This window comes from Rhodococcus sp. 11-3 (assembly GCF_023704055.1).
Lineage (GTDB): Bacteria > Actinomycetota > Actinomycetes > Mycobacteriales > Mycobacteriaceae > Rhodococcus > Rhodococcus aetherivorans.
Genome location: NZ_CP080406.1, coordinates 5,609,380 through 5,631,580 on the forward strand (window position 1 = coordinate 5,609,380; position 22,201 = coordinate 5,631,580).

General features: G+C 69.3%; 22 protein-coding genes. 12 read left to right on the forward strand and 10 right to left on the reverse strand.

Annotated elements, in window-relative coordinates; translation table 11 throughout:
- Positions 1-251 precede the first annotated feature (251 nt).
- A complete protein-coding gene (locus tag KZJ41_RS25915; RefSeq protein ID WP_251549853.1) occupies positions 252-1,235 on the reverse strand; it encodes a YafY family protein in 984 nt (327 codons plus the stop codon).
- Positions 1,236-1,324: 89 nt separating this feature from the next.
- On the opposite strand from KZJ41_RS25915, the gene KZJ41_RS25920 reads away from it, so the two are divergent.
- Positions 1,325-1,741: a VOC family protein gene (locus KZJ41_RS25920; RefSeq protein WP_006938318.1), complete on the forward strand. Its 417-nt coding sequence runs from the start codon at positions 1,325-1,327 to the stop codon at positions 1,739-1,741.
- 74 nt (positions 1,742-1,815) lie between these two features.
- On the opposite strand, the gene KZJ41_RS25925 is transcribed toward KZJ41_RS25920, so the two are convergent.
- Positions 1,816-2,568, reverse strand: a complete 753-nt coding sequence (locus KZJ41_RS25925) for an isocitrate lyase/phosphoenolpyruvate mutase family protein (protein ID WP_006938316.1) — start codon at positions 2,566-2,568, stop codon at positions 1,816-1,818.
- Between the two features lie 168 nt (positions 2,569-2,736).
- Entirely contained in the window at positions 2,737-4,104 is a 1,368-nt protein-coding gene (locus KZJ41_RS25930) for an NAD(P)/FAD-dependent oxidoreductase (RefSeq protein ID WP_029546503.1), read from the reverse strand.
- Between the two features lie 143 nt (positions 4,105-4,247).
- Here KZJ41_RS25930 and KZJ41_RS25935 point away from each other — a divergent pair, with 143 nt between their 5' ends.
- The 3 genes from KZJ41_RS25935 to ygiD all read left to right on the forward strand — a co-directional run bounded on the left by KZJ41_RS25935 (position 4,248) and on the right by ygiD (position 6,954).
- Positions 4,248-5,150: a LysR family transcriptional regulator gene (locus KZJ41_RS25935; protein ID WP_251549854.1), complete on the forward strand. Its 903-nt coding sequence runs from the start codon at positions 4,248-4,250 to the stop codon at positions 5,148-5,150.
- A 99-nt stretch (positions 5,151-5,249) separates the two neighbouring features.
- Positions 5,250-6,086 carry an alpha/beta hydrolase gene (locus KZJ41_RS25940; RefSeq protein ID WP_029546505.1) on the forward strand — a complete coding sequence of 279 codons (837 nt, stop codon included), beginning with the start codon at positions 5,250-5,252 and terminating at the stop codon, positions 6,084-6,086.
- 25 nt (positions 6,087-6,111) lie between these two features.
- Positions 6,112-6,954 (forward strand): 4,5-DOPA dioxygenase extradiol, encoded by an 843-nt coding sequence (gene ygiD / locus KZJ41_RS25945; protein WP_029546506.1) that lies wholly within the window; start codon positions 6,112-6,114, stop codon positions 6,952-6,954.
- A 77-nt stretch (positions 6,955-7,031) separates the two neighbouring features.
- Here the strand turns inward: ygiD and KZJ41_RS25950 are convergent, their stop codons facing one another.
- The 5 genes from KZJ41_RS25950 to catA all read right to left on the reverse strand — a co-directional run bounded on the left by KZJ41_RS25950 (position 7,032) and on the right by catA (position 11,708).
- Positions 7,032-8,009 carry an alpha/beta hydrolase gene (locus KZJ41_RS25950; RefSeq protein WP_029546507.1) on the reverse strand — a complete coding sequence of 326 codons (978 nt, stop codon included), beginning with the start codon at positions 8,007-8,009 and terminating at the stop codon, positions 7,032-7,034.
- Between the two features lie 75 nt (positions 8,010-8,084).
- Positions 8,085-9,218: an alkaline phosphatase family protein gene (locus KZJ41_RS25955; protein ID WP_251549856.1), complete on the reverse strand. Its 1,134-nt coding sequence runs from the start codon at positions 9,216-9,218 to the stop codon at positions 8,085-8,087.
- 27 nt (positions 9,219-9,245) lie between these two features.
- Entirely contained in the window at positions 9,246-9,530 is a 285-nt protein-coding gene (gene catC, locus KZJ41_RS25960; protein WP_029546509.1) for a muconolactone Delta-isomerase, read from the reverse strand.
- A 69-nt stretch (positions 9,531-9,599) separates the two neighbouring features.
- A complete protein-coding gene (locus KZJ41_RS25965; protein ID WP_029546510.1) occupies positions 9,600-10,727 on the reverse strand; it encodes a muconate/chloromuconate family cycloisomerase in 1,128 nt (375 codons plus the stop codon).
- Between the two features lie 129 nt (positions 10,728-10,856).
- A complete protein-coding gene (gene catA / locus KZJ41_RS25970) occupies positions 10,857-11,708 on the reverse strand; it encodes a catechol 1,2-dioxygenase (protein ID WP_029546511.1) in 852 nt (283 codons plus the stop codon).
- A 196-nt stretch (positions 11,709-11,904) separates the two neighbouring features.
- Between catA and KZJ41_RS25975 the strand changes: the two genes are divergently transcribed.
- Positions 11,905-12,675: an IclR family transcriptional regulator C-terminal domain-containing protein gene (locus tag KZJ41_RS25975; protein ID WP_043802481.1), complete on the forward strand. Its 771-nt coding sequence runs from the start codon at positions 11,905-11,907 to the stop codon at positions 12,673-12,675.
- 6 nt (positions 12,676-12,681) lie between these two features.
- On the opposite strand, the gene KZJ41_RS25980 is transcribed toward KZJ41_RS25975, so the two are convergent.
- Complete coding sequence (locus KZJ41_RS25980) at positions 12,682-13,611, reverse strand: AraC family transcriptional regulator (protein ID WP_043802485.1); 930 nt, start codon at positions 13,609-13,611, stop codon at positions 12,682-12,684.
- Between the two features lie 243 nt (positions 13,612-13,854).
- On the opposite strand from KZJ41_RS25980, the gene KZJ41_RS25985 reads away from it, so the two are divergent.
- The 3 genes from KZJ41_RS25985 to KZJ41_RS25995 all read left to right on the forward strand — a co-directional run bounded on the left by KZJ41_RS25985 (position 13,855) and on the right by KZJ41_RS25995 (position 16,652).
- Positions 13,855-14,418: a flavin reductase family protein gene (locus KZJ41_RS25985; protein WP_043802490.1), complete on the forward strand. Its 564-nt coding sequence runs from the start codon at positions 13,855-13,857 to the stop codon at positions 14,416-14,418.
- Positions 14,419-14,468: 50 nt separating this feature from the next.
- On the forward strand, positions 14,469-16,088 hold the full coding sequence (locus tag KZJ41_RS25990; protein WP_050036051.1) for a 4-hydroxyphenylacetate 3-hydroxylase family protein: 1,620 nt from the start codon (positions 14,469-14,471) through the stop codon (positions 16,086-16,088).
- Between the two features lie 72 nt (positions 16,089-16,160).
- A complete protein-coding gene (locus KZJ41_RS25995; protein ID WP_006946204.1) occupies positions 16,161-16,652 on the forward strand; it encodes a hypothetical protein in 492 nt (163 codons plus the stop codon).
- Positions 16,653-16,727: 75 nt separating this feature from the next.
- On the opposite strand, the gene KZJ41_RS26000 is transcribed toward KZJ41_RS25995, so the two are convergent.
- On the reverse strand, positions 16,728-17,693 hold the full coding sequence (locus KZJ41_RS26000) for an AraC family transcriptional regulator (protein ID WP_065921950.1): 966 nt from the start codon (positions 17,691-17,693) through the stop codon (positions 16,728-16,730).
- A gap of 139 nt (positions 17,694-17,832) precedes the next feature.
- Here KZJ41_RS26000 and KZJ41_RS26005 point away from each other — a divergent pair, with 139 nt between their 5' ends.
- The 4 genes from KZJ41_RS26005 (at position 17,833) to benB (ending at position 22,170) form a co-directional block, all read left to right on the forward strand.
- On the forward strand, positions 17,833-19,044 hold the full coding sequence (locus tag KZJ41_RS26005) for a cytochrome P450 (protein WP_065921949.1): 1,212 nt from the start codon (positions 17,833-17,835) through the stop codon (positions 19,042-19,044).
- Positions 19,045-19,047: 3 nt separating this feature from the next.
- Positions 19,048-20,052 carry a 2Fe-2S iron-sulfur cluster-binding protein gene (locus KZJ41_RS26010; RefSeq protein WP_006946208.1) on the forward strand — a complete coding sequence of 335 codons (1,005 nt, stop codon included), beginning with the start codon at positions 19,048-19,050 and terminating at the stop codon, positions 20,050-20,052.
- Positions 20,053-20,261: 209 nt separating this feature from the next.
- Complete coding sequence (gene benA / locus KZJ41_RS26015; RefSeq protein WP_006946209.1) at positions 20,262-21,653, forward strand: benzoate 1,2-dioxygenase large subunit; 1,392 nt, start codon at positions 20,262-20,264, stop codon at positions 21,651-21,653.
- A 13-nt stretch (positions 21,654-21,666) separates the two neighbouring features.
- The gene (gene benB, locus KZJ41_RS26020; RefSeq protein ID WP_043801243.1) at positions 21,667-22,170 is read left to right on the forward strand and encodes a benzoate 1,2-dioxygenase small subunit; all 504 of its coding nucleotides are present in this window, start codon (positions 21,667-21,669) and stop codon (positions 22,168-22,170) included.
- Positions 22,171-22,201: the final 31 nt, after the last annotated feature.

Here is a 22,201-nt window from a genome sequence, read left to right on the forward strand (position 1 = left end):
CCCCAGGCTCTCCCACAATGCCGGGAGTCTACCCCCGGCACGACCGGGATCCCGTCCGGCCACGCACGGCGGGCCGCGCCGTGCGGGCGCGACGGAGGGGACGCCGTACGAATCGCCGCCGTTCGCCGGCCACGTCACTTCTTCTCGCACAAGCCGATTCGACCCGCCGATCGTCCATATCACCGAATACCCGCACGGCACGCCGGATCCTCGCCACCACGGGAGACCTGCACCTCTTCCGCGAGCCGGATCTACCGGCAATCCCGTTCCGGTGTCGCACCGATGCTTTCCGGATCGCGGTAGCGGCCGGTGAGCTCCGCGCCGATCCGCGCGAGTTCCGCCCGGACGGAAGGCGGTTCGGTCACCTCGATCATCGCGCCCCAGCCGGCGAGAGTGCGAGCGATGTCCAGCGGCGTCGGTGCGGCGACGCGGACCCGGACGCGCCCGTCGCCGAGTTCGCCGGCGGCGTGGCAGTGCCGGCCGAAGTGGTCGCGCAGGATCGGCACGAACCGGGCCGCGAGCAGGACGGTCGCCCACGTACGTGACCGCCGCTGCTCGACCTCGCCGACGACCTGCCGCCACGCGGCGTCGAGCGCGAAGCCGTCCGGGCGCGCGGCCGGTTCGTCGGCCGGTTCGGCCCGGACGATCCGATCGACGCGAAAGGTGCGCTGGCCGCGATCGGTCCCCGCGATCAGGTACCAGATGTCGTCCTTGTCGACGAGACCCCACGGGTCCACCAGCCGCTCACTACGCTCGCGCGCGCTGTCGGTGTAGACGAGGCGCACTCTCCGTCGCCGCACGACGGCGGCCTGCAGAACATCGACCGTCTCGGGCCGGTGCCGGTCTCGCGCGCCCCACCGGGTGGGATCGATCATCGTGGCGTCCGCAGCGGCCTCGGCGTCGGCCCGGAACGTCGACGGCAGCGCCCGCACCAGCTTGCGCAGGGCGGTCTTGACCTCACCGGAGACGGCCGCCGCGGGGCCGACGAGCAGGAACAGTGCCTGCGCCTCGGCGGCCGAGAGCCCGCTGAGGTCGGTGCGGGCGCCGCCGACGAGCGACCACCCACCGCCGCGTCCGGGCTGCGGATACACCGGGATCCCCGCCGCGGACAGCGCCTCGAGGTCGCGGCGAGCAGTGGCCACGGACACCTCGAGTTCGGCGGCGAGCTCGGCGGCGGTCACCCGCCCACGGCTCTGCAGGAGCAGCAGGACGGCGACGAGACGGTCGGCGCGCATCCCCGAAATGTCTCACGAAAAGTGCTCGGAAGATGAGCGCTTTCGCCCGCAGGATGGATGTCGACACCCCCCGAGGAAAGGAACGAGCCATGTTGCGAGGACTCTCCACCGTCAGCTTCTTCGCCGACGACCTGACGGCCGCCGGTGCCTGGTACACCGAACTGCTCGGCGTCGAGCCGTACTTCCGACGCTCCGTCGAGGGCAGGCTTGCATACCTCGAGTTCCGCACCGGCGACTACGGGCACGAACTCGGGATCGTCGACGGCCGGTTCGTCGCCCACGAGCGCCCCGGGCAGCCCGGCCCCGCGACGACCTACTGGCACGTCGACGATCCCGCGGCCGCCCTCGAGCGGCTCGAATCGATGGGTGCGACGGTGCACGACAAGCCGGTCGAGCACGGCCCCGGATTCGTCACCGCCTCGGTGGTCGACCCGTTCGGCAACGTGCTCGGCGTGATGTACAACCAGCACTACCTGGACGTGCTGGCGGCGCGGACGGAGCCGTGACGGACGATCGTCGGCGGTGCGGAGTGGGACGTCGGCGGAGTCACCCGGCCGGCGAACGCGCGCTGCGCGATCGTTCAGCGCCACCGCCCCAGCAGCTCACCCGCCCGCTCGGCCAGGGTGGCCTGCAGCAGCGGCCCGAAGCTGATCCGGGCGACGCCGAGGGCAGCGAGCGACGCGAGATCGTTCTTCGCCGGGTGGGCGATCGCATTGACCGGCAACGGCAGCTCCGACGTCAGGCGCCGCTGGACCTCGTCGCTGTGGAAGCCCACCGGATAGAGCACATCGGCGCCGGCATCTGCGGCCAGCTTCAGGCGGTCGATCGCCCGGTCCACCCGGTCGGACTCGGCACCGATCTTCTTGACGAACAGGTCGGTGCGGGCGTTGACCACCAGGTGCACACCGGCGGCGTCTGCGGCGGCACGCAACCCGGCCACGTACTCGGCGTGCTCGGCCGGCTCGCGCAGCCGGCCGCCCTCACTGTGCACGGTGTCCTCGACGTTCAATCCGACAGCGCCCGCCCCGAGCAGCCCCTCGACGATCCGAGCGGGGGCCTCGCCGTAACCGGCCTCCACATCCACCGAGATCGGGACGTCGACCGCTGCGGTGACCTGCCGGACCCGGGTCAGCAGCTCCTCGAACGTCATACCCTCGTTGTCCGGCTTGCCGACCGAGTCGGCCACCGGATGGCTGCCCATCGTCAACGCGGCGAAACCGGCCTGCACCGCCAGGTTCGCCGACCAGGCATCCCACACGGTCGGCAGCACCACCGGGTCACCCGGAACGTGCAGAGACTTCAGCGCTACGGCCTTCTCGGCAAGAGTCGTCATGCCGCATCCAACCACACACGTCCCCCGGCATTCCCGGCGAACACACTGCACCCGGGTGCGGATGCGCGACGGGTGCCGCGGCAGAGGCCGGGGGCAGGGGCAGCGAGAAGACCGGGCCCCGTGCCGTTCGCAGTGAACGGCACGGGGCCCGGTTCTCGTCGAGTCGTCCTATCGGACGCTGACCTTCTCGGGTTCCGGCTTCTTCTCGGGAGCGCGGTCGACCCGGGCAGGTACAGCGGTGACGGTCACGTCGTCGGGGACATCGGCGTCGAGCCGGTGCTGCTCCTGCGCGTAGTGGAAGTGCGGGCGCCGGTGACCGAGGAAGGATCCGAACCACGACATCACCGCGACGTAGCGGTTGCGGAAGCCCACCATGTAGACCAGGTGCACGGCCAGCCACAGCACCCAGGCGATGAAGCCGCTCAGCTCGATCTTTCCGACGCGGGTGATCGCGCGGAAGCGGTTGATGATGGCCATGCTGCCCTTGTCCCGGTACTTGAACCGGGTACCCACCGGCTGCTTGCCGAGGATGGTCCGCGCGACGTGGCGGCCGCCCTGCATCGCGACGGGCGACTGCCCGGGCAGGTTGTTCAGCGACGTCATGTCGCCGATGGCGTACACGTCGGCGTAGCCGCCCACGGTGAGGTCCGGGTTGACCAGCAGCCGGCCCGCACGGTCGGTGGCGCAACCGGTGCGCTCGGCGAGGACTCCGGCGAAGTCGTTGGCGCGCACGCCGGCCGACCAGATGATCGTCTCGGCGGTGATCCGGCGCTCTTCGTCGCCCGCCTTGAGCGTGGCACCGTGCTCGTCGATGTCGGTGACGAAGGTGCCGAGCACGACGTCGACACCCGACTTCTCCAGCGACTGCTTGGTGTATTCGCTGAGCTTGCCACCGAAGGCCGGGAGGGCCTCGCCCGCGCCCTCGACGAGGGTGACGGAGACGTCGTCGGCGCTGATGTCGTGGAACGACTGCTCGAAGTAGCGGCCCGCGAGTTCCTTGATCTGGCCGGCGAGCTCGACGCCCGTCGCGCCGGCACCGATGACCACGAAGCTCAGCAGGTTGCGGCGGCGCTCCGGGTCGGTGGTGGTGTGCGCCTCCTCGAAGCACCGCAGGATCTGCCGGCGCAGCCGCTCGGCGTCCTCGACGGTCTTGAGGGCGTAGGTGACCTTCTCGAACTCGTCGCGGCCGAAGTAGGCCTGGCGCGCACCCGTCGCCGCGACGAGCGAGCGGTACCCGACGGTGTGGACGACGCCGCCGGCAACGTAGTCGACCTCGTGCACGTCCGGCCGCACGTCGACGACCCGGCCGAGGCGGACGTCCGCGCTGGGGTACTTGGCGAGGATGGAGCGGATCGACGGGGCGATCTCGCCGGCCGAGAGCACGCCGGTGGCGACCTGGTACAGCAGGGGCTGGAAGAGATGTTCGGTGGTCTCCGAAATCAGGACGAACGGCGTCCCGGCCTTGGCGAGCTTCTTCGCCGTTGCCAGCGCGCCGAAGCCCGAACCGACGACGACGACCTCGGTCCGATCGGTCACTGCTGTGCTGCCCACGATTACCTCTACCTCCACCTTGAAGTCGATGTATGACAACCACCGTATGGAGACGGCAGACCGATGGCCACCAACCTGCCGTATTCGCGGAAGTCTTATCTCGATCGCTCATAAGTAGGATTGGGGGCATGGACTTCCGGCAGCTGCGTTACTTCCTCGCCGTGAGCGAGGAGCTGAGCTTCAGCAAGGCCGCGCAGAAGTGCTTCATCTCCCAGTCCGCCATCAGTCACCAGATCACCCGGCTCGAGAAGGAACTCGATACGTCGCTGTTCGAGCGGTCCACCCGGGTGGTGCGGTTGACCCCCGCCGGTTCGCGGCTGGTCCCCATCGCGCAGCAGGTGCTCAGCCTCGAAGCGCAGGCGTATGCGGTGGCGCGCGAACCGCGCAACCGCATCCGCATCGCCGCGAACATGACCTTCGCGTCCCAGAGCCTCGATGCCATCGCCCACGTCCGCGAGCAGTACCCGGCGATCGACATCGAGTTCGTCATCAAGAGCTTCGCCGACCGGATCGACGCCGTCGCCGGCGGCGACGCCGACGTCGCCCTGATCCGCGGCGGCGTCGACCGCCCGGGTCTCGAGACCATGGAACTGGGGATCGAGGACCTGGTCATCGTCACGTCGAGCCGGCACCCGCTTTCCGCGTTCTCCACCGTCGACCTCGGCGACCTGGCGCCCTACCCGCTGCTACTGCCGCCCCGGCCCAGCCAGGTGCTCATCCACACGGTGATCGAGGACGCCTTCCGCGCGGTGGGACGCCGGGTGCAGCTCGGGCCGTCGATCGCGAGCGACCACACCGCCACCCTCGACGTCATCACCAATCCGCGGGCGTGGACGGTCCTGTACCCGAGCACCGCCGCGGAGACCCCACGGACGGGCCTGGCCTACATGCGCGAGGCGCGCAATCGCCTCAGCGTCCCGGTGTGCGGCGTGGTCCGCAGCGACGCGCCCCGCTCGTCGGCGATGTCGAGCCTGATCCTCGCGCTGCGACGGTCGATGACCAGCGAGGCACCGCCGGGACCCGAGGACTGAACACACAGCCGCGCGGTCGCCGCAATGCGCACCGATCCGGTGGCGTTTCGTGGAAGGATGACCCGATCCGGCGGCGGATCCACGCGGTGAGGAGCGATCATGCAGCGAACCGAGACTTCGTTCACCAGTGCCGACGGCACCCGCATCGTCTACGACGTGTGGTCGCCCGGCGGGGACCCGACCGGCGTGCTCGTGCTGTGTCACGGGTTCGGCGAACACGCACGTAGATACGACCACGTGATCGAGCGCCTCGGTGATCTCGGCCTCACGGTGTACGCGCTCGACCACCGCGGGCACGGCCGCTCCGGCGGCAGGCGCGTATATCTGCGGGAGATGGCCGAGTACACCGGCGACGTGAACCGGCTGTTCGGCATCGCCTCCTTCGACAATCCCGGCCTGCCGCGGTTCCTGCTCGGCCACTCCATGGGCGGGGCCGTCGCCCTGGCCTACGCGCTCGAACACCCCGACGAGCTCACCGCCCTCGTCCTCTCCGGCCCCGCGGTCGACGTCACCTCCGGCACGCCGCGCGTCGTCGTCGAACTCGGCAAGCTCATCGGGCGCGTGCTGCCGCAGCTACCGGTGCAGAAGCTCGACTCCGCGGGCGTCTCCCGCGACCCCGACGTCGTCGCCGCGTACGAAGCCGATCCGCTGGTGCACCACGGGCTCGTGCCCGCCGGCATCGCGCGGGCCCTCGTCGTCACCGGGGAGAGCCTCCCCGACCGGCTGCCTGCGCTGAACCTGCCGGTCCTGCTGCAGCACGGCGCCGAGGACCGGTTGACCGCCCCGGCCGGCAGCCGGCTCGTCGCCGAGCGGGTCGGGTCGCCGGACGTGACCCTGAAGTTGTACGACGGCCTCTACCACGAGGTGTTCAACGAACCGGAGAAGAAGCAGGTCCTCGACGACCTCGTGGAATGGCTCCGGCCGAGGCTCGTCTGACGTGGCCGCCGAACCGTCCGCGCGCATGCCGGCCGCGTTCCTCGGGCACGGCAGCCCCCGCAACGCGCTCGACGCGAACCGCTACACCCGGGCGTGGCGGGAGTTCGGGCGCGCGGTCCCCACGCCGCGTGCGATCCTCGCGATCTCGGCGCACTGGTTCATCAACGCCACCGCCGTCACCGCCATGCCCAGCCCGCGCACCATCCACGACTTCTTCGGCTTCGAGCAGCAACTGTTCGACGTGCAGTACCCGGCGCCGGGGCTGCCCGAACTGGCCGAGGAGATCGCCGACGTCGTGCATCCGACCTGGGTCGGCGCGGACGTCGACTCGTGGGGCATCGACCACGGCACCTGGTCGGTGCTCACCCACGCCTTCCCGGCCGCGGACGTGCCGGTCGTGCAGCTGAGCCTGAACGCCTACCAGGATTTCGACTACCACCTCGAACTCGGCGCGAAGCTCGCGCCGCTACGCGAACGGGGCGTTCTCGTCGTGGCCAGCGGCAACATCGTGCACAACCTCGCCGGCATGGATCGGCGCCTCCCGGACGAGGGGTTCGACTGGGCGCACCGGTTCGACGCGGCGGCGCGGGTCATGATCATGGACCGCCCCGACGGTGTCGCGAGTCTCGACGGGCACGCCGACTTCGAGCACGCGGTCCCCACCACGGATCACTTCCTCCCGCTGCTGTACCTCGCGGGCCTGGCTGGTGTGGGCGACGATCTCGTCGAACCCCTGGTCGACGGCTTCGCGTACGGATCGCTGTCGATGAGCGCCTACACCCTCGGGGTCACGTGCACGGCCGGCGAGGACGGCCCCCCGTCCGCCGGGTTCCCCGACACCCCGAACCCGTCCGACACCAATACCTGACCGCTCGGGCACGCGGCCGAATGTCACACCGCGTCACTCAGATCGAATGGATGTGACATCGGGCCGCCACGGCGGGGTCATGCCGTGTGGCGACGCTCCTGCGCGACGACGGTGCGCCGCACGAAGTCGATGCTGTAGTGCAGCAGCGTGCGGGCCTCGGGCAGCACCTGCCCTATCACCGGGAAGGCGTGCACCTGACCGGCCCACAGGTGGGTCTCGACCGTCGCGCCCACCTCGTCGAAGGCGCCGGTCATGATCTCGACGTCGGGTCGGGTGATCTCGTACTCGGCGACGGAGAAGAACACGGGCGGGAACAGCGCCGGATCGGCACGGACGGGCGACTCCTCGCCCTCGATGTAGTCGGGACCGGCGAGCCAGCGGTCGCGTAGCTTCTCGACCTGCCGCATCGGCAGGTACGCGTCGCGCTTCATGAAGTCGGGGTCGTGCTCCTCGAGTTCGAGGTTGAGCAGCGGCGAGTAGCCGATCACCGCGGCCGGCCGGATCATGCCGCGCAGCGCGGCGATCTCGGCGACCTTCATCGCCAGGTAGCCGCCGGCCGAGTCACCGGCGACGACGATGCGGGTGGGGTCCTCGACCGTCTCGAGCAGCGCGGTGTACGCAGCCATCGCGTCGATGACGGAGGTACCGATCGAGCCCACGGGAAGCTGCCGGTAGGCGACGGAGTACACCGGAACCCCCGACTCGGCGGCGAGCAGTGAGCAGACGGTGCGGTGGGTGGCGAGGCCGCAGAACACGAAGGCGCCGCCGTGGAAGTACAGGATGGTGACCCCGGCGAGCGAGTCCCGGGCGGGTCGCGGCGGTTCGATGCGCTCGCTGGGCACCCCGCCGAGGGTCAGGGGGTCGATGTCGACGCCACGCGGTCGGGGCAGCAGCTTGTCGACGCGACGGTCGAGCCGGCTGAGGGTCTCGATGCCCCGGTCGGTGGCAGGCCACCAGGTGAAGAGCGGCTTCACGAAGATCCGCACGAACCAGAAGACGAGGATCGCCCGCAGGCTCACCGTCCAGTGCCAGATCGTCGATCCGTGGGTGCGCATGTACGCCACGATAGGACGAGGCCGGTACCCGGTCGAGGTACTCTCCGTCACACGTATCTTCCGGACCCTCAGCCCTCAGACCTGCAGCAACGGCACCAGCAGCTCCTCCTCGGTCAGCGCACCGTGCTGGCCGGGCAGCTGCGACATGACCAATTCGCCGTCGGAGCGGATCACCGTGGACTCGCCGAGGCCGATCGCGACGACGTCACCGATGCGTCGGCACGCGGCGGGCGACGGGTCCGGGCCGAACAGGCCGCCGGCGATCACGTCGTCGCGGGTGCCGATCCACATGTCGTCGCCGAGTTCGTTGCGCCACCGCTCCAGCACTGCGTCGGGCCGCCGGGTGTGCACGTGCCGGCAACGGGGTTCGCCCGCGATCGCGTCGACGTCCTCCGAGAGGCCGGAGATGTGGTCGAAGTCGGCGCGACGGCCCCGGGAGGCGTCGACCATGCCGTGGTCGGCGGTGATCAGCAGCCGCGCCCCGGTGGGCAGGGCCGCGACGAGTTGCTCGACGAACCGGTCGACGACGGTGAGCTGCGCGGTCCAGGACGGGGACTCGGGTCCGTAGAGGTGGCCGATCGTGTCGACCTCGCCGAGGTAGCAGTAGACGAGGGTGCGGTCGCCGGCGGCGACGGCAGCGACGACGTGGGCGAGCAGGTCGCCGTAGGCGGAGACACCGACGAAGTTGCCGCCGCGCAGCACGGCCCGGGTGAGCCCGCTGCCGTCGAAGCTGCGGGGCACGACGGTGGTCACGGTGAGCCCGGCGGCGTCGGCGCGTTCGAACGCCGTCGGGTGGGGCTGCACCCATTCGGGGACGAGCCGCTCACGCTGGTCGACCGCGGTCCCGGCGAGGGTCCAGCGCAGCCAGTTGAACGGGGCGTCGATCTCCTCGACGTAGGACTGGTAACCGGTGATGGCGTGGGCGCCGGAGGCCAGGCCGGTGCCCAGCGACGCGATGCTCACCGCGGTGGTGGTGGGGAATCCGGCGCGGATCGGCCGGCCGTCGAGTCCGGTGAGAAACGGGGCGGCTGCGGCATTGCGCCGCAGCAGGTTCCACCCCATGCCGTCGACGAGCAACACGACGGTGCGGGACTGCTCGTCGAGCGCGAGACGGTTGGCCTCGCCGGGCACCCCCGCGGACGCGAGCACGGACGGCATCAGGTCCGCGAGGGTCGGTTCGGCGTAGACGTCGTGCAGCGGCAGGTCCATTACCCGAGTATGGCCTGCCGGCGGCCACTAGTCCTTGATGTCGGATCCGTGCTTGGTCAGCGGCATGATCTCGATGTTCATGTACGGGAACAGCGGCAGGTTCCACAGGATCTCGTGGAGTTCGTCGGCGGAGTCGACGTCGAAGATGCTGATGTTGCTGTACTTGCCGACGATGCGCCAGATCTCCCGCCACTTGCCCTCGCGCTGCAGTTCCTGGCTGTAGGCCTTCTCCCGCGCGACGGTCTCGGCCCGCACCTCGGGATCGAGGTCGCGGGGGATGTCGACGTCCATGCGAACGTGGAACAGTGCCATGGTGCGTACTCCTTTCGGGCCGTGCGCGGTTTCGGTAGCTGTTTCTACCGAAACCGCGCACGGGTGTGGTCAGTCGCGGGCGAGGTGCTTGACGACGTCCATGTCGAGTTCGACGCCGAGGCCGGGCCCCTGCGGGAGGTGCACCTGCCCGTCGGAGTAGTCGAGCGGGGTCTGCAGCAGCTCGACGGCGAACAGCTGCGGCCCGAACAGCTCGGTGCCGTAGTTGATCCCGGGCTCGGCGCAGGCGAAGTGGATGGACGCCGCAGTGCCGATGGGCCCCTCGATCGAGGTGGCGCCGTGGCAGCGGATTCCGGCCGCCTTGGCGACGGCCACGACCTCCTTGCTGCGTTGCAACCCACCGCACTTGGTGGTCTTGAGGGCGATGACGTCGGCGGCGCCGAGCTTGGCGATCTCGAGCGCGTCGTGCGGCGTCTGCACGGACTCGTCGGCCATGACCGGGGCGGACACCAGATGGTTGATCTCGGCGAGGACCTCGCGCTGCTCGCCGGGAGTCGGCTGTTCGATGAGTTCGACGCCGCCGTCGACGAGTTGCGGGACGTACCGCAGCGCGGTGAACCGGTCCCAGCGGGCGTTGACGTCGATGCTGACGCCGGCCTTGCCCTCGAGGGCCTGCGCGATCGTGACGACACGTTCGGTGTCGACCTTCGGGTCGAGCGCGCCCATCTTGAGCTTGAACGCGAAGTTCAGGCGGGCCGCCATCTTCTCCTCGACCTCCTCGAGGATCTCCTCGACCGGCGCGGCGCCGAGCGCCCAGCGCACGTCGACCCCGGTGCGGAAGGCGCCGCCGAGCAGGGCGTGCACGCCGACGCCGAGGGCGCGGGCCCAGGCGTCGTGCAGGGCGACGTCGACGGCGGCCTTGGCGAACCGGGCGCCGGAGACGACGCGTTCGATGTCGACCATGATGCCGCTGATCTCGTCGACGCCGCGGCCGGCGATGTAGGGGGCGATGTAGCCGTCGACGATCGCCTTCATCGTCTCGACGGATTCACCACCCCACCACGGACCGCCGGGCACGACGCCCTCGCCGTAACCGGTGACGCCGCCCGCGGTGGTGATCGCCACGAGCAGGATGGGCTGCTTCTCGGCGGTGGTGGTGGCGAACTTGTGCGGACGTACCAGCGGCACGTCGATGATCGTCGTGTCGATCGAGACGATCTTCAGGTCGGGGTCGGACATCGAACAGCTCACAATCGGATATCGGCGGTGATGCGGGCAACAGTGGACCCTCGGGGACGACGAATGCCGGTGTCCTCTTGGTGGACACCGGCATTCGTCAACTCACGTGGACCCGGTCCATGGAGACGATCAGGCCTCGGGGTCGAGCACGAAGTTGTAGGTCACCTCGTCGACGCCCTCGGCGTTCGGCTGCGGGTCGAGGATGAGCTCGGGCTTGGTCGCGGTCGCGACGTCGTCCTCGACCCACTCGCCACCCTGGAAGTACAGCTGGGTGGTGATCGAGCGCTTGCCGGGGGCCTTCACCATCAGGTGCAGGTGGGCGGGGCGCCACGGGTGTCCACCGTAGGACTCGATGAACCAGCCGGTCGGGCCGTCGGCGGGGATCTTGTAGGGGGCGGGCTTGAGGGTGGTGATCTCGAAGTTGCCCTCGTCGTCGCACTCGACGGTGCCGCGCAGGTTCCACTCGGGGATGCCGGGGGCGAACTGCGAGTAGAGGCCCTCCGCGTCGGCGTGCCACAACTCGATGGTGGCGCCCTGCAGTCCGTTGCCCTCGAGGTCGGTGACCCGGCCCTTGAAGATCAGGGACTCGGCCGCCTTGTCCTGCTCACGCATCGGCATGGTGCACTTGGCCGGCAGCTTCGGGGAGTCGGCCACGTAGTACGGACCCTCGATGCTGCCCTTGGTGCCGGTGAAGTGCTTGCGGTTGTAGTGCACCTCTTCGATCTCGTGCTCGACGAAGACGTCCAGCCACAGCGGCCACTCGCCGTACTCGCCCACGTCGATCATCCACTGCTTGAGCACGCGGTACTCGTCGTAGGTGACCTCGTGCTTGTGGATGATCTCGGCGAACGCCCCGAGCACATCCTTGTAGATGGCGGCGGCACGCTCGACCGACGTGTCCGACGAGACGCGCTCGTTCTTGAACTTGTCGGTGGCCGCATTGCCGGACGCGTGGGCGGTGGGATTCTCGGTGGTGGTCATGTGTCCTCCTCGGCGAGGCTCGAACGATGGTCACGAAAGCTGTCGTGGTGATCGCGGGGCTGGCGCTCTCGCCACTCGGGTTGTACGCTGTGCGTACTTCTGTATCGCAGTGCGTACACACACTGTGCGTCCAGTCACAGGTGATTGTCAACACCCGGGTGGCCCCGGGCGCCGAAACCGCAGGTAGGAGCCAGCAATGCCTAGCCAGGACCGGGATTTCGTCCAAAGCATCGAGCGCGGCTTTGCCGTGCTGCTCGCGTTCGACGAACAGCACCCCAACCCGTCCCTCGCCGAACTGGCAGCGAAGACCGACCTGTCCCGGCCCGCGGTCCGCCGCATCCTGCTGACCCTGCAGAAGCTCGGCTACGTGAGCAACACGGGCAGCCGATGGTCGCTGACCCCGCGCGTGCTCAGCATCGGTCAGCACTACTCCGCCTCGCACGCCCTGGTCGAGGCCGCCATGCCGCGGCTGGTCGAGATCTCCGAGTACACCGGCGAATCCGCCTCCCTCGGCGTTCTCGACGGCGCCGAGGTGGTGTACGCCGCCCGGGTCCCGGTGCGGCGCATCATGAGCATCAACGTCTCGGTGGGCACCCGGGTCCCCGCATACGCGACGTCGATGGGCCGGGCGCTGCTGGCGTGGGCCCCCACCGACACCGTCGAGCAGGTCGTCGCCGACACGAGTTTCGAGAAGCTCGCCACCGCGACCGTCGGCAACGCGGACGAACTGCGGGCCGAGCTGGCCCGGGTGCGCGCCCAGGGCTACGCGCTCACCTCCGCCGAGCTCGAGGAGGGCCTCATCTCGGCGGCGGCGCCGGTGCGCGACGCCGCCGGCACCGTGGTCGGTGTGCTCGCCTGCTCGACGTCGGCGGCCCGGCACACGCCCGAGGAATTCCGCGCGCTCGCCGTGGACTGCCTGGTGAAGTCCGCGAACGACCTCAGCGCCGACCTCGGGTACCGCGGGTAGGTCTCGTCAGCCGCGCAGGGTCGCGGACGGGGTCACGCCGTACTTGCGGCGGTAGGCGGCGGCGAAGCGGCCGGTGTGCGTCATCCCCCAGCGCATGGCCACCTCCGTGACCGACGTCGCCGCCGGGTCGCCGGCCGCGAGCTCCTCGTGGATCCGCTCGAGGCGCAGGTCGAGCAGGTAGTCGCGGGGACAGACCCCCAGGTACTCGCGGAATCCCTCCTGGAGGCGGCGCACGCTCACGCCCGCCAGCTCGGCCATGTCCGCCGACGTCCACGGCTGGGCCGGATCCTCGTGGATGCGGTCGAGGACCCGCTTGACGATCCGCGGTCGCGCCGCGGTGCCGGTTCCGCCGTCGGGCATCACCGCGAGCACGAACGCCGAGGTCAGGGCGCCGGAGAGCTGCTCGGCGACCAATGGGTTGCGCCACAGCTCCTCGTCCGCGCGCAGCTGATCGACCACCGAACGCAGCAGGGTCATCCAGCTCTGACCGGCCTCCCCGGTCAGGTCCACCTGCTCCGGCAACTGCAGGTCGGGACGTCCCAGGATCCGCGCCAGCTCACGGTCCAGGTAGTCGCGGTCGAGCTTGACGCCGACGATCTCGCAGTCGTCGGTCCAGCGGGTGATGGTGGCGGCGGTGTCCGGCCGGAACACCGACGCCTGTCCCTGCACCGAGACCACCTCGCGGCCCGCGGTCACCGATTCGATGCGCCCGGACAGGGGGATGTTGACCGCGTAGGCACCCGGATGGTCCGACTGCACCGTGACCTCGGCGCCCCATCCGATTCGCGCCAGCCGCAGCGGACCGAGCTGCAGCGCGCGGACATCGACGTGCGGTTCCGTACCGGCGGCCAGCGGGGCCAGGGTGTGCGGGAAGTATGCGTCGGACACCACATGCTCGGCTTCGTCCCAATCGGCCGGATCAGGCGTCGACCTCACCCTGTACCTCCGTTTCCGTCCCCGGGACCTTCGGCGCCGTTCGCCATTCGGGACCTTCGTCCCGGTATACCCGGGACCCACTGCCCAGTGTGATGGGCAACACGTCTCCGGGCAAACGAGGCCATCGGTCACGCCGACCGCGCTAACCGGATAGCGACCGCGTTCAGCGGATCGCAGCCGGCACCCACCCGCTCCTATGGTCTACATCACACCAGCACGGATCGACCCGGGAGGAGCGCCGAAATGGAACAGCGTCGGCTCCGGAACATCTTCGGACAGTTCGCAAGTGGCGTCACCGTGATCACCTGCGCCAACCACGAGGGCACACCCCACGGCGCGACGGTCACCGCGTTCACCGCCGTCTCCCTCGAGCCCCGGCTGTGCCAGGTCACCCTGACCCGCACGTCGAAGGCGTGCGGCTTCCTCTCCGGCGCACCGTTCGCGGTGAACATCCTCGCCGCGGACCAGGTCGACACCGCCCTGCACTTCGCCGGCCGGCCGCAGACCCCCGGCCCGGTGTTCGAGGACGGACCCACGGCGCCGGTGCTCGCCGGGGCCGCGGCGACCCTGTCCTGCGTCCCGTGGCGCGAGTACGACGGCGGCGACCACGTGATCTACATCGGCGAGATCGTCGACGCCCAGTGCCGCGACACCGCCCCGCTGCTGTTCTACCGGAGCACCTTCCACGAACTCGGCGCACCGAGCGCCTCCGCCGCATGGAACGGCTCGATGGACGATCCGCACAGCGGCTGGTTCGACGCCCGGACCCGGTTCACCCCGCTCCACCTCGATGCCGCGGTGAACTGACCACCGCCCGGAACCACTTACCAGTTCCCTTCACCCGCAAGGAGATATCCATGACCACTCTCGAGTCCCGTCCCGGCGAGAACACGATCGACCGCTCCACGGTGAACGTCGCCGCCGATTCCCCGGCGAACCGGCAGCAGAATTTCGCCACGCGGCCGATGACCGGCGACGAGTACATCGAATCGATCAAGGACGGCCGCGAGATCTGGCTGCACGGCGAGCGGGTCGAGGACTTCACCAACCATCCGGCGTTCCGCAACTCCATCCGCATGACCGCCCGCCTCTACGACTCGCTGCACACCGGCGAGCACGTCGGCACCCTCACCTGTCCCACCGACACCGGCAACGGCGGGGTGACCATGCCGTTCTTCCGCACCCCCACCTCCGCCGACGACCTGCTCGCCGAACGCGACGCCATCGCCACCTGGGCGCGGATGACCTACGGCTGGATGGGCCGGTCCCCCGACTACAAGGCCTCCTTCCTCGGCACCCTCAACGCCAACAGCGAGCTCTACGCCCCGTTCCAGGACAACGCCAAGCGCTGGTACCGCGAGTCGCAGGAGAAGGTCCTGTACTGGAACCACGCCATCATCAACCCCCCGGTGGACCGGCAACTGCCCCCGGACCAGGTCGGCGACGTGTTCATGAAGGTCGAGAAGGAGACCGACGCGGGCCTGATCGTCTCCGGCGCCAAGGTCGTCGCCACCGGCTCGGCGATCACCAACTACAACTTCATCGCCCACTACGGCCTGCCGATCAAGAAGAAGGAATTCGCCCTGATCTGCACGGTGCCGATGGACGCGCCCGGCATCAAGCTGATCTCGCGGGCCTCCTACAGCCAGAACGCCGCCGTGGTCGGCTCGCCGTTCGACTACCCGCTGTCCTCGCGCATGGACGAGAACGACGCGATCTTCATCTTCGACAAGGTGCTCGTGCCGTGGGAGAACGTGTTCATGTACGGCGATGTGGAGAAGATCAACGCGTTCTTCCCGCAGTCCGGATTCCTGCCGCGGTTCACCTTCCAGGGCTGCACCCGCCTCGCCGTCAAGCTCGACTTCATCGCGGGCCTGCTGCTCAAGGCCCTCGACGCCACCGGCGCCGGCGGCTTCCGCGGCGTGCAGACCCGCGTCGGGGAGGTCATCGGCTGGCGCAACCTGTTCTGGTCGCTCACCGAGTCGATGGCCCGCGACCCCGAGCCGTGGATCGGCGACACCGTCATCCCGAAGCTCGAGTACGGCCTGACCTACCGGATGTTCATGATCTCCGGCTACCCGCGCATCAAGGAGATCATCGAGCAGGACGTCGCGTCCGGCCTGATCTACCTGCCCTCGTCGGCGGCGGACTTCAAGAGCCCTGAGGTGCGCCCCTACCTGGACAAGTACGTCCGCGGCTCCGACGGCATCACCGCCGTGGACCGGGTCAAGGTCATGAAGGCCCTGTGGGACTCGATCGGCTCCGAGTTCGGTGGCCGCCACGAACTGTACGAGCGCAACTACTCCGGCAACCACGAGAACGTCAAGGCCGAACTGCTGTTCGCCGCCGAGAACCGCGGCATCGTCTCCGGCATGAAGGGCCTGGCCGAGCAGTTCATGAGCGAGTACGACCTCGACGGCTGGACCGTGCCCGACCTCATCGGCAACGACGACGTCAGCGCCTACTACCGCAAGTAACCCCCAGCTGCCGCGCGCGGGCGATCCCCTGCCGCCCGCGCGCGGCGTTCCACCCGCGAAGGAGCGCCCGAGATGACCACCGCCTCGAAGTCCGTCGCCCGTGCCCCCGTCCCGGAGTTCGACGCCGTGGTCCTCGGGCGCTCCTTCGCCGCCCTGCGGGCGGCCGGCCGCCTGCGCGACGAACTGCGATTGGCCGTCCACGACACGGCCGGCGCGACCTCCGCCCGCTACGACGACGTCGACCACCGCTGGGACATCCTCGACGGCTCGACCGTCGTCGCGCGGGCCAAGTTCCTCGTCGACGGGGACGGCACCCTCCCGCTGTGCGGCCGCGACGGTGCGCGGTGCACGGCGAACACGTTGACGGCGAAGGGTTTTCCCAACCTCTTCCGGCCGGCCACCGCCGTCCACCCCGATCCCGTCGGATACACCGTCGCGTGCATCGAGCACATGCGCGCCTACGGCCACGACTACGTCGAGCGCCGAGCCCGGGTCCCGATCTGCGACGACGACTTCCCGGAGCTGTCGTTCGACCGGCCCACCCCGCAGTTCTGGGTCGGGTAGGCCCACGCAACGACACAGGTCCCGGACATCGACAAGCGTCTCGACGGTTGTCGACGTCCGGGACTTCTGTGTGCGTCAGCGGCCGCGCAGGACCTCCGCGGGCGTCGTCCCGTAGCGCCGCTTGAACGCCGCGGCGAACCGGCCGGGGTGGCTGAAACCCCACCGGTAGGCCACGTCGGCGACGGTGACCGTGCCCGCTCCGGCGACGAGGTCGGCGTGGGCGCGGTCGAGCCGGATGTCGAGCAGGCACGCCGACGGGCTGCGGCCGACGAAGTGGGCGAACGCCTCCTGCAGGCGGCGGACGCTGGTGCCGGCCAGTTCGGCCATGTCGGCCGAGGTCCACGCCCGGCCGGGATCGTCGTGCAGGGCGTCGAGGACGCGACGGATCATGCCCGGCCGCGGGGGTCCGGCCGGTCCGTCCTGCGGGGCGACGGCCAGGACGAACGCCGCGGTCACGGCACCGGCGAGCTGCGCCCCGACCACCGGATTGCGCACCACCTCGAGGGCGCCGTCGAGCTGTTCGGACAGGGCCCGGACGAGCCCGTGCCACTCGCTCGCCGGACCGGTCAGGTCGAGCTGGTCGGGCAGCTCGAGCTTCGATCGCACCGGCGAACCGAGGATCCTGTCGGCCTCCCGCTCGAGATGCTCCCGGTCGAACTTCACCCCGAGCACGGAACACGTTGCGCCCCAATGGGTGATCACACTCGGCGTGTCGGCCCGGAAGACGGTGGCCTGACCGGGCACCGAAACGGTCTCGCCGTGGCTGCCACGGGACTCGAGCCGGCCGGTGACCGGGATGTTCACCTCGTAGGCGCCCGGATAGTCGCACGCGATGGCGATGTCGGCACCCCAGTGCAGGCGGCCGAGGGTCACCCCGCCGAGATCGACCGTCGTCAGCGACAGCTTCGGCCGGTCGGTGCCCGACAAATCGGTCAGCTCATGGGGAAAGTACGCGTCCGCCACCGCCCGGGATGCGGCATCCCAGTCTCCGATCTCGGTCGCACTCACACCACGAGCGTACGTAGCGGAGACGCCGGTCACAGAAAGTCGCGCGATGTGTCCAGGGGCCGCGCGGATCGTCTCGGCGATCGTGTGACTGCCGTCATATGTTCTGCCTCACCCGACGAACGGCCCCGCTCGAGGGGCCTAACCGCCGAAGACACATCGAGGAGCACTACCGATGACGAGCACCCTTTCATGGATCGACGAGATCACCATGACCGAACTCGAGCGCAACCCGTACCCGGTCTACGAGCGGCTGCGGGCCGAGGCACCGGTCGCCTTCGTCCCCGTCCTCGGCGCGTTCGTCGCCTCGACCGCCGAGGCGTGCCACGCCATCGCGACGAGCGACGACTTCGAGGCCATCATCACCCCGGCCGGCGGCCGCACGTTCGGACATCCCGCGATCATCGGTGTCAACGGCGACATCCACCAGGATCTGCGCTCGATGGTCGAACCCGCGCTGCAGCCGAGCGAGGTCGACCGCTGGATCGAGGACCTGGTCCGGCCCATCGCCCGCCGCTACCTCGAGGGTTTCGAGAACGACGGCCGCGCCGATCTCGTCGCCCGGTACTGCGAACCGGTCAGCGTCCGCGCGCTCGGCGACCTGCTCGGGCTGAAGGACGTCGGCTCCGACACGCTGCGCGAGTGGTTCCACAAGCTGTCCGACTCCTTCACCAACGCCGAGGTCGACGACCACGGTGAATTCACCGACCAGGAGCGGTTCGCGGCCGGCGACGCCGCGAAGGCGGAGATCCGCTCGATCGTCGATCCCCTGATCGACCACTGGATCGAACACCCGGACGACAGTGCGATGTCGCACTGGCTGCACGACGGCATGCCCGAGGGGCAGACCCGCGACCGCGAGTACATCTATCCCACGCTGTACGTGTTCCTGCTCGGGGCCATGCAGGAGCCGGGGCACGCCATGTCCTCGACGCTGGCGGGGCTGTTCAGCCGGCCCGAACAGTTCGAAGCCGTCGTCGACGAGCCGGGTCTGATTCCGCGCGCGATCGCCGAGGGCATGCGGTGGACGTCGCCGATCTGGTCGGCGACGGCCCGCATCGCGAGGCGGGACACCACGGTGTCCGGGGTCGACATCGCGGCAGGCACCGTGGTGATCCTGTCGTACGGCTCGGCCAATCACGACACCGGCAAGTACGACGCCCCCACCGAATACGACATGACCCGCCCGCCGCTGCCGCACCTGGCGTTCGGCGCCGGCAACCACGCGTGCGCCGGCATCTACTTCGCGAACCACGTGTGCCGCATCGGCCTCGAGGAACTGCTCGACACCATCCCCAACCTCGAGCGGGACACGAACGCCGACGTCGAGTTCTGGGGCTGGGGCTTCCGCGGACCCACCGCCCTGCACGTCACCTGGGAGGTCTAGGACATGAGCGCCACCGTCACCGTCGGCGACACCACCGTCGCGTGCGCACCCGAGCAGACCGTGCTCGACGCACTGCTGCGCAGCGGGGTGTGGATGCCCAATTCGTGCAACCAGGGCACGTGCGGCACCTGCAAGATCCGGGTCCGCTCGGGCGCCGTCGACCACCGCACGTCCCCCGAGGCGACGCTGCCCGCGACGGAACGCGACGCGGGCTTCGCCCTCGCGTGCCAGGCCACGCCGTGCGGCGACACCGTCGTCGAGCGGCCACGCACCGACGACGGCCGGGACCGGGACGCCACCCACGCGCTGCGCGACCTCGTCGGCACCGTCACCGAGGTCCGCGACATCGCCCACGACACGCGGCGGATGCTGCTCACCCTGGACACGCCGCTCGAATTCTCCGCCGGGCAGTACGTCGAACTGACTGTCCCGGGCACCGGCGTCCGGCGGCAGTACTCGCTGGCGAACACCCCGGGTGAGGCGAAGCTGCTCGAGCTGCATGTCCGTCGCCGGCCGGGTGGGGTCGCGAGCGACCGGTGGGCGTTCGGCACCGTCGCGGTCGGCGACCGTGTCGACGTCACCGGACCGCTCGGGGACTTCACGTTCGACGCGGAGTCCACCGGCCCCATGGTGCTGCTCGCGGGCGGGACCGGACTGGCCCCGATGAAGAGCATCGTCCGGCAGGCGCTGTCGCTGGATCCGCGGCGCGAGATCGTCCTCTACCACGGGGTGCGCACCGCCGAGGACCTCTACGACTCCGGCTTCTTCCGCGAGCTGGAGGCGCAGCATCCCGGCTTCCGGTTCGTCGCGTGCCTGAGCCGTGAGTCCGGCGGCGACCGCGAGGGCTACGCCCCCGACGCCTTCGTCGAGGACGTGGCGTCGGCGAAGGAGTACACGGGCTACATCTGCGGCTCCGAGGCCTTCGTCGACAGCGCCGTCAAGGCGTGCAAGCGGCGCCGGATGTCGCCGCGCCGGATCCGGCGGGAGAAGTTCACCTCGGCGACGTGACCCACCCCCGGTGCGTCCTTTGGGCTGTTCCAGCAGCCCAAAGGACGCACCGGGCGTTTGGGGACTTCCTACCCTCCTGCCGAGGGTCCTAGGTAGGCCTAGGCATTTGCCTGGTGTGACTGTGGCCACATGGTGGCATGGTGGAGATAACGCGGAAACAGCCCCATTCTCCGCCGGGGCCGACCCGACACCCTTTCTGGAGGATCCCCATGACCGAGACCCTGGACCATGTGCGCGCCGCCCTCGACGGCGCTCTCGTCGAAGATGCGGCCAGCGGCCGATACCAAGTGCGCCGCAACATCTTCACCGACGAGGAAGTCTTCGAGCTGGAGATGAAGCACATCTTCGAAGGCAACTGGGTCTACCTCGCGCACGAGAGCCAGGTTCCGAACAACGGGGACTACTTCACCACCTACATCGGTCGCCAGCCCGTCGTGATCAGCCGCGACAAGGAGGGCGAGCTGCACTGCCTGATCAACGCGTGCAGCCACCGGGGCGCGATGCTGTGCCGGCGCAAGACCGACAACCGCACCACGTTCACCTGCCCGTTCCACGGCTGGACGTTCCGCAACAACGGCAAGCTGCTCAAGGTCAAGGACCCGCGCGACGCCGGCTACCCGGAGGGGTTCAACAAGGACGGCAGCCACGACCTGACCAAGGTCGCCCGGTTCGAGAGCTACCGCGGCTTCCTGTTCGGCAGCCTGAACGAGGACGTCAAGCCCCTCGAAGAGCACCTCGGCGACGCCACCAAGATCATCGACATGATCGTGGACCAGTCCCCCGAGGGTCTCGAGGTGCTGCGCGGTTCGTCCACCTACACCTACGACGGCAACTGGAAGCTGCAGGCGGAGAACGGCGCCGACGGCTACCACGTGTCGGCGACGCACTGGAACTACGCGGCCACCACCGCGCGCCGCACCGCCGGCGAGTCGACCAACGAGACCAAGGCGATGGACGCCGGCACCTGGGGCAAGCAGGGCGGCGGCTACCACTCGTTCGAGAACGGCCACCTGCTGCTGTGGATGTGGTGGGGCAACCCGCAGGACCGCCCGCTCTTCCCCCGCAAGGACGAGCTCGCCGCAGAATTCGGCGAGAAGAAGGCCGAGTTCATGGTCGGCGCGTCCCGCAACCTCTGCCTCTACCCGAACGTGTACCTGATGGACCAGTTCTCCTCGCAGATCCGGCATTTCCGGCCGATCTCCGTGGACAAGACCGAAGTCACCATCTACTGCATCGCCCCCAAGGGTGAGAGCGCCGAATCCCGCGCCAACCGCATCCGCCAGTACGAGGACTTCTTCAACGCCACCGGAATGGCCACCCCGGACGACCTCGAGGAGTTCCGGTCCTGCCAGAAGACCTATCTCGCGTCGGCCGCCCCGTGGAACGACCTCAGCCGCGGCGCCACCCACCAGCTCAACGGACCGGACCAGGTCGCGCTGGACCTCGGCATGAAGAACGTGCTGTCGAGCGGCGTGAAGACCGAGGACGAGGGCCTGTACCCGATCCAGCACGGTTTCTGGCTCGAGAGCATGCGCAAGGCCGTCGCGGCGGAAACCGCCGAGAACGCCGCTGCCGAGCCCACCACCACGAACGAGCGCTGAGGAAGACCAGGACATGACCGCCGCAACGGAATTGACGCAGACCGACATCGAGCAGTTCCTCTACCGTGAGGCCCGTCTCCTCGACGACCGCGAGTTCGAGAAGTGGCTCGAGTGCTACCACCCGCAGGCCGAGTACTGGATGCCGGCATGGGACGACAACGGTGCGCTCACCGAGGACCCGCAGCGCGAGATCTCGCTCATCTACTACCCCAACCGCGGTGGCCTCGAGGACCGGGTGTTCCGCATCCGCACCGACCGCTCCTCCGCGACGTCGCTGCCCGAACCGCGCACCGGCCACAACATCACCAACGTCGAGATCCTCGAGCGCCGCGGCACCGAGATCGACCTGCGCCACAACTGGTTCTCGCTGTACTACCGGTACAACACCACCGACACCTACTTCGGCACGAACTTCGTGACCCTCGACGTCTCGGGCCCGCACCCGGTGATCAAGAAGAAGAAGATCGTGCTCAAGAACGACTACATCCACCACATCGTGGACGTCTACGTCGTCTGATCCACCCCCGATTCACGAAAGGAGGCACATG

What these genes read in the sequence shown, in the direction of transcription:
- KZJ41_RS25915 (WP_251549853.1), bottom strand. Translation starts at nt 1,235, where the DNA reads ATGCGCGCCGACCGTCTCGTCGCCGTCCTGCTGCTCCTGCAGAGCCGT.
- KZJ41_RS25920 (WP_006938318.1), top strand. Translation starts at nt 1,325, where the DNA reads ATGTTGCGAGGACTCTCCACCGTCAGCTTCTTCGCCGACGACCTGACG.
- KZJ41_RS25925 (WP_006938316.1), bottom strand. Translation starts at nt 2,568, where the DNA reads ATGACGACTCTTGCCGAGAAGGCCGTAGCGCTGAAGTCTCTGCACGTT.
- KZJ41_RS25935 (WP_251549854.1), top strand. Translation starts at nt 4,248, where the DNA reads ATGGACTTCCGGCAGCTGCGTTACTTCCTCGCCGTGAGCGAGGAGCTG.
- KZJ41_RS25940 (WP_029546505.1), top strand. Translation starts at nt 5,250, where the DNA reads ATGCAGCGAACCGAGACTTCGTTCACCAGTGCCGACGGCACCCGCATC.
- ygiD (WP_029546506.1), top strand. Translation starts at nt 6,112, where the DNA reads ATGCCGGCCGCGTTCCTCGGGCACGGCAGCCCCCGCAACGCGCTCGAC.
- KZJ41_RS25950 (WP_029546507.1), bottom strand. Translation starts at nt 8,009, where the DNA reads ATGCGCACCCACGGATCGACGATCTGGCACTGGACGGTGAGCCTGCGG.
- KZJ41_RS25955 (WP_251549856.1), bottom strand. Translation starts at nt 9,218, where the DNA reads ATGGACCTGCCGCTGCACGACGTCTACGCCGAACCGACCCTCGCGGAC.
- catC (WP_029546509.1), bottom strand. Translation starts at nt 9,530, where the DNA reads ATGGCACTGTTCCACGTTCGCATGGACGTCGACATCCCCCGCGACCTC.
- KZJ41_RS25965 (WP_029546510.1), bottom strand. Translation starts at nt 10,727, where the DNA reads ATGTCCGACCCCGACCTGAAGATCGTCTCGATCGACACGACGATCATC.
- catA (WP_029546511.1), bottom strand. Translation starts at nt 11,708, where the DNA reads ATGACCACCACCGAGAATCCCACCGCCCACGCGTCCGGCAATGCGGCC.
- KZJ41_RS25975 (WP_043802481.1), top strand. Translation starts at nt 11,905, where the DNA reads ATGCCTAGCCAGGACCGGGATTTCGTCCAAAGCATCGAGCGCGGCTTT.
- KZJ41_RS25985 (WP_043802490.1), top strand. Translation starts at nt 13,855, where the DNA reads ATGGAACAGCGTCGGCTCCGGAACATCTTCGGACAGTTCGCAAGTGGC.
- KZJ41_RS25990 (WP_050036051.1), top strand. Translation starts at nt 14,469, where the DNA reads ATGACCACTCTCGAGTCCCGTCCCGGCGAGAACACGATCGACCGCTCC.
- KZJ41_RS25995 (WP_006946204.1), top strand. Translation starts at nt 16,161, where the DNA reads ATGACCACCGCCTCGAAGTCCGTCGCCCGTGCCCCCGTCCCGGAGTTC.
- KZJ41_RS26005 (WP_065921949.1), top strand. Translation starts at nt 17,833, where the DNA reads ATGACGAGCACCCTTTCATGGATCGACGAGATCACCATGACCGAACTC.
- KZJ41_RS26010 (WP_006946208.1), top strand. Translation starts at nt 19,048, where the DNA reads ATGAGCGCCACCGTCACCGTCGGCGACACCACCGTCGCGTGCGCACCC.
- benA (WP_006946209.1), top strand. Translation starts at nt 20,262, where the DNA reads ATGACCGAGACCCTGGACCATGTGCGCGCCGCCCTCGACGGCGCTCTC.
- benB (WP_043801243.1), top strand. Translation starts at nt 21,667, where the DNA reads ATGACCGCCGCAACGGAATTGACGCAGACCGACATCGAGCAGTTCCTC.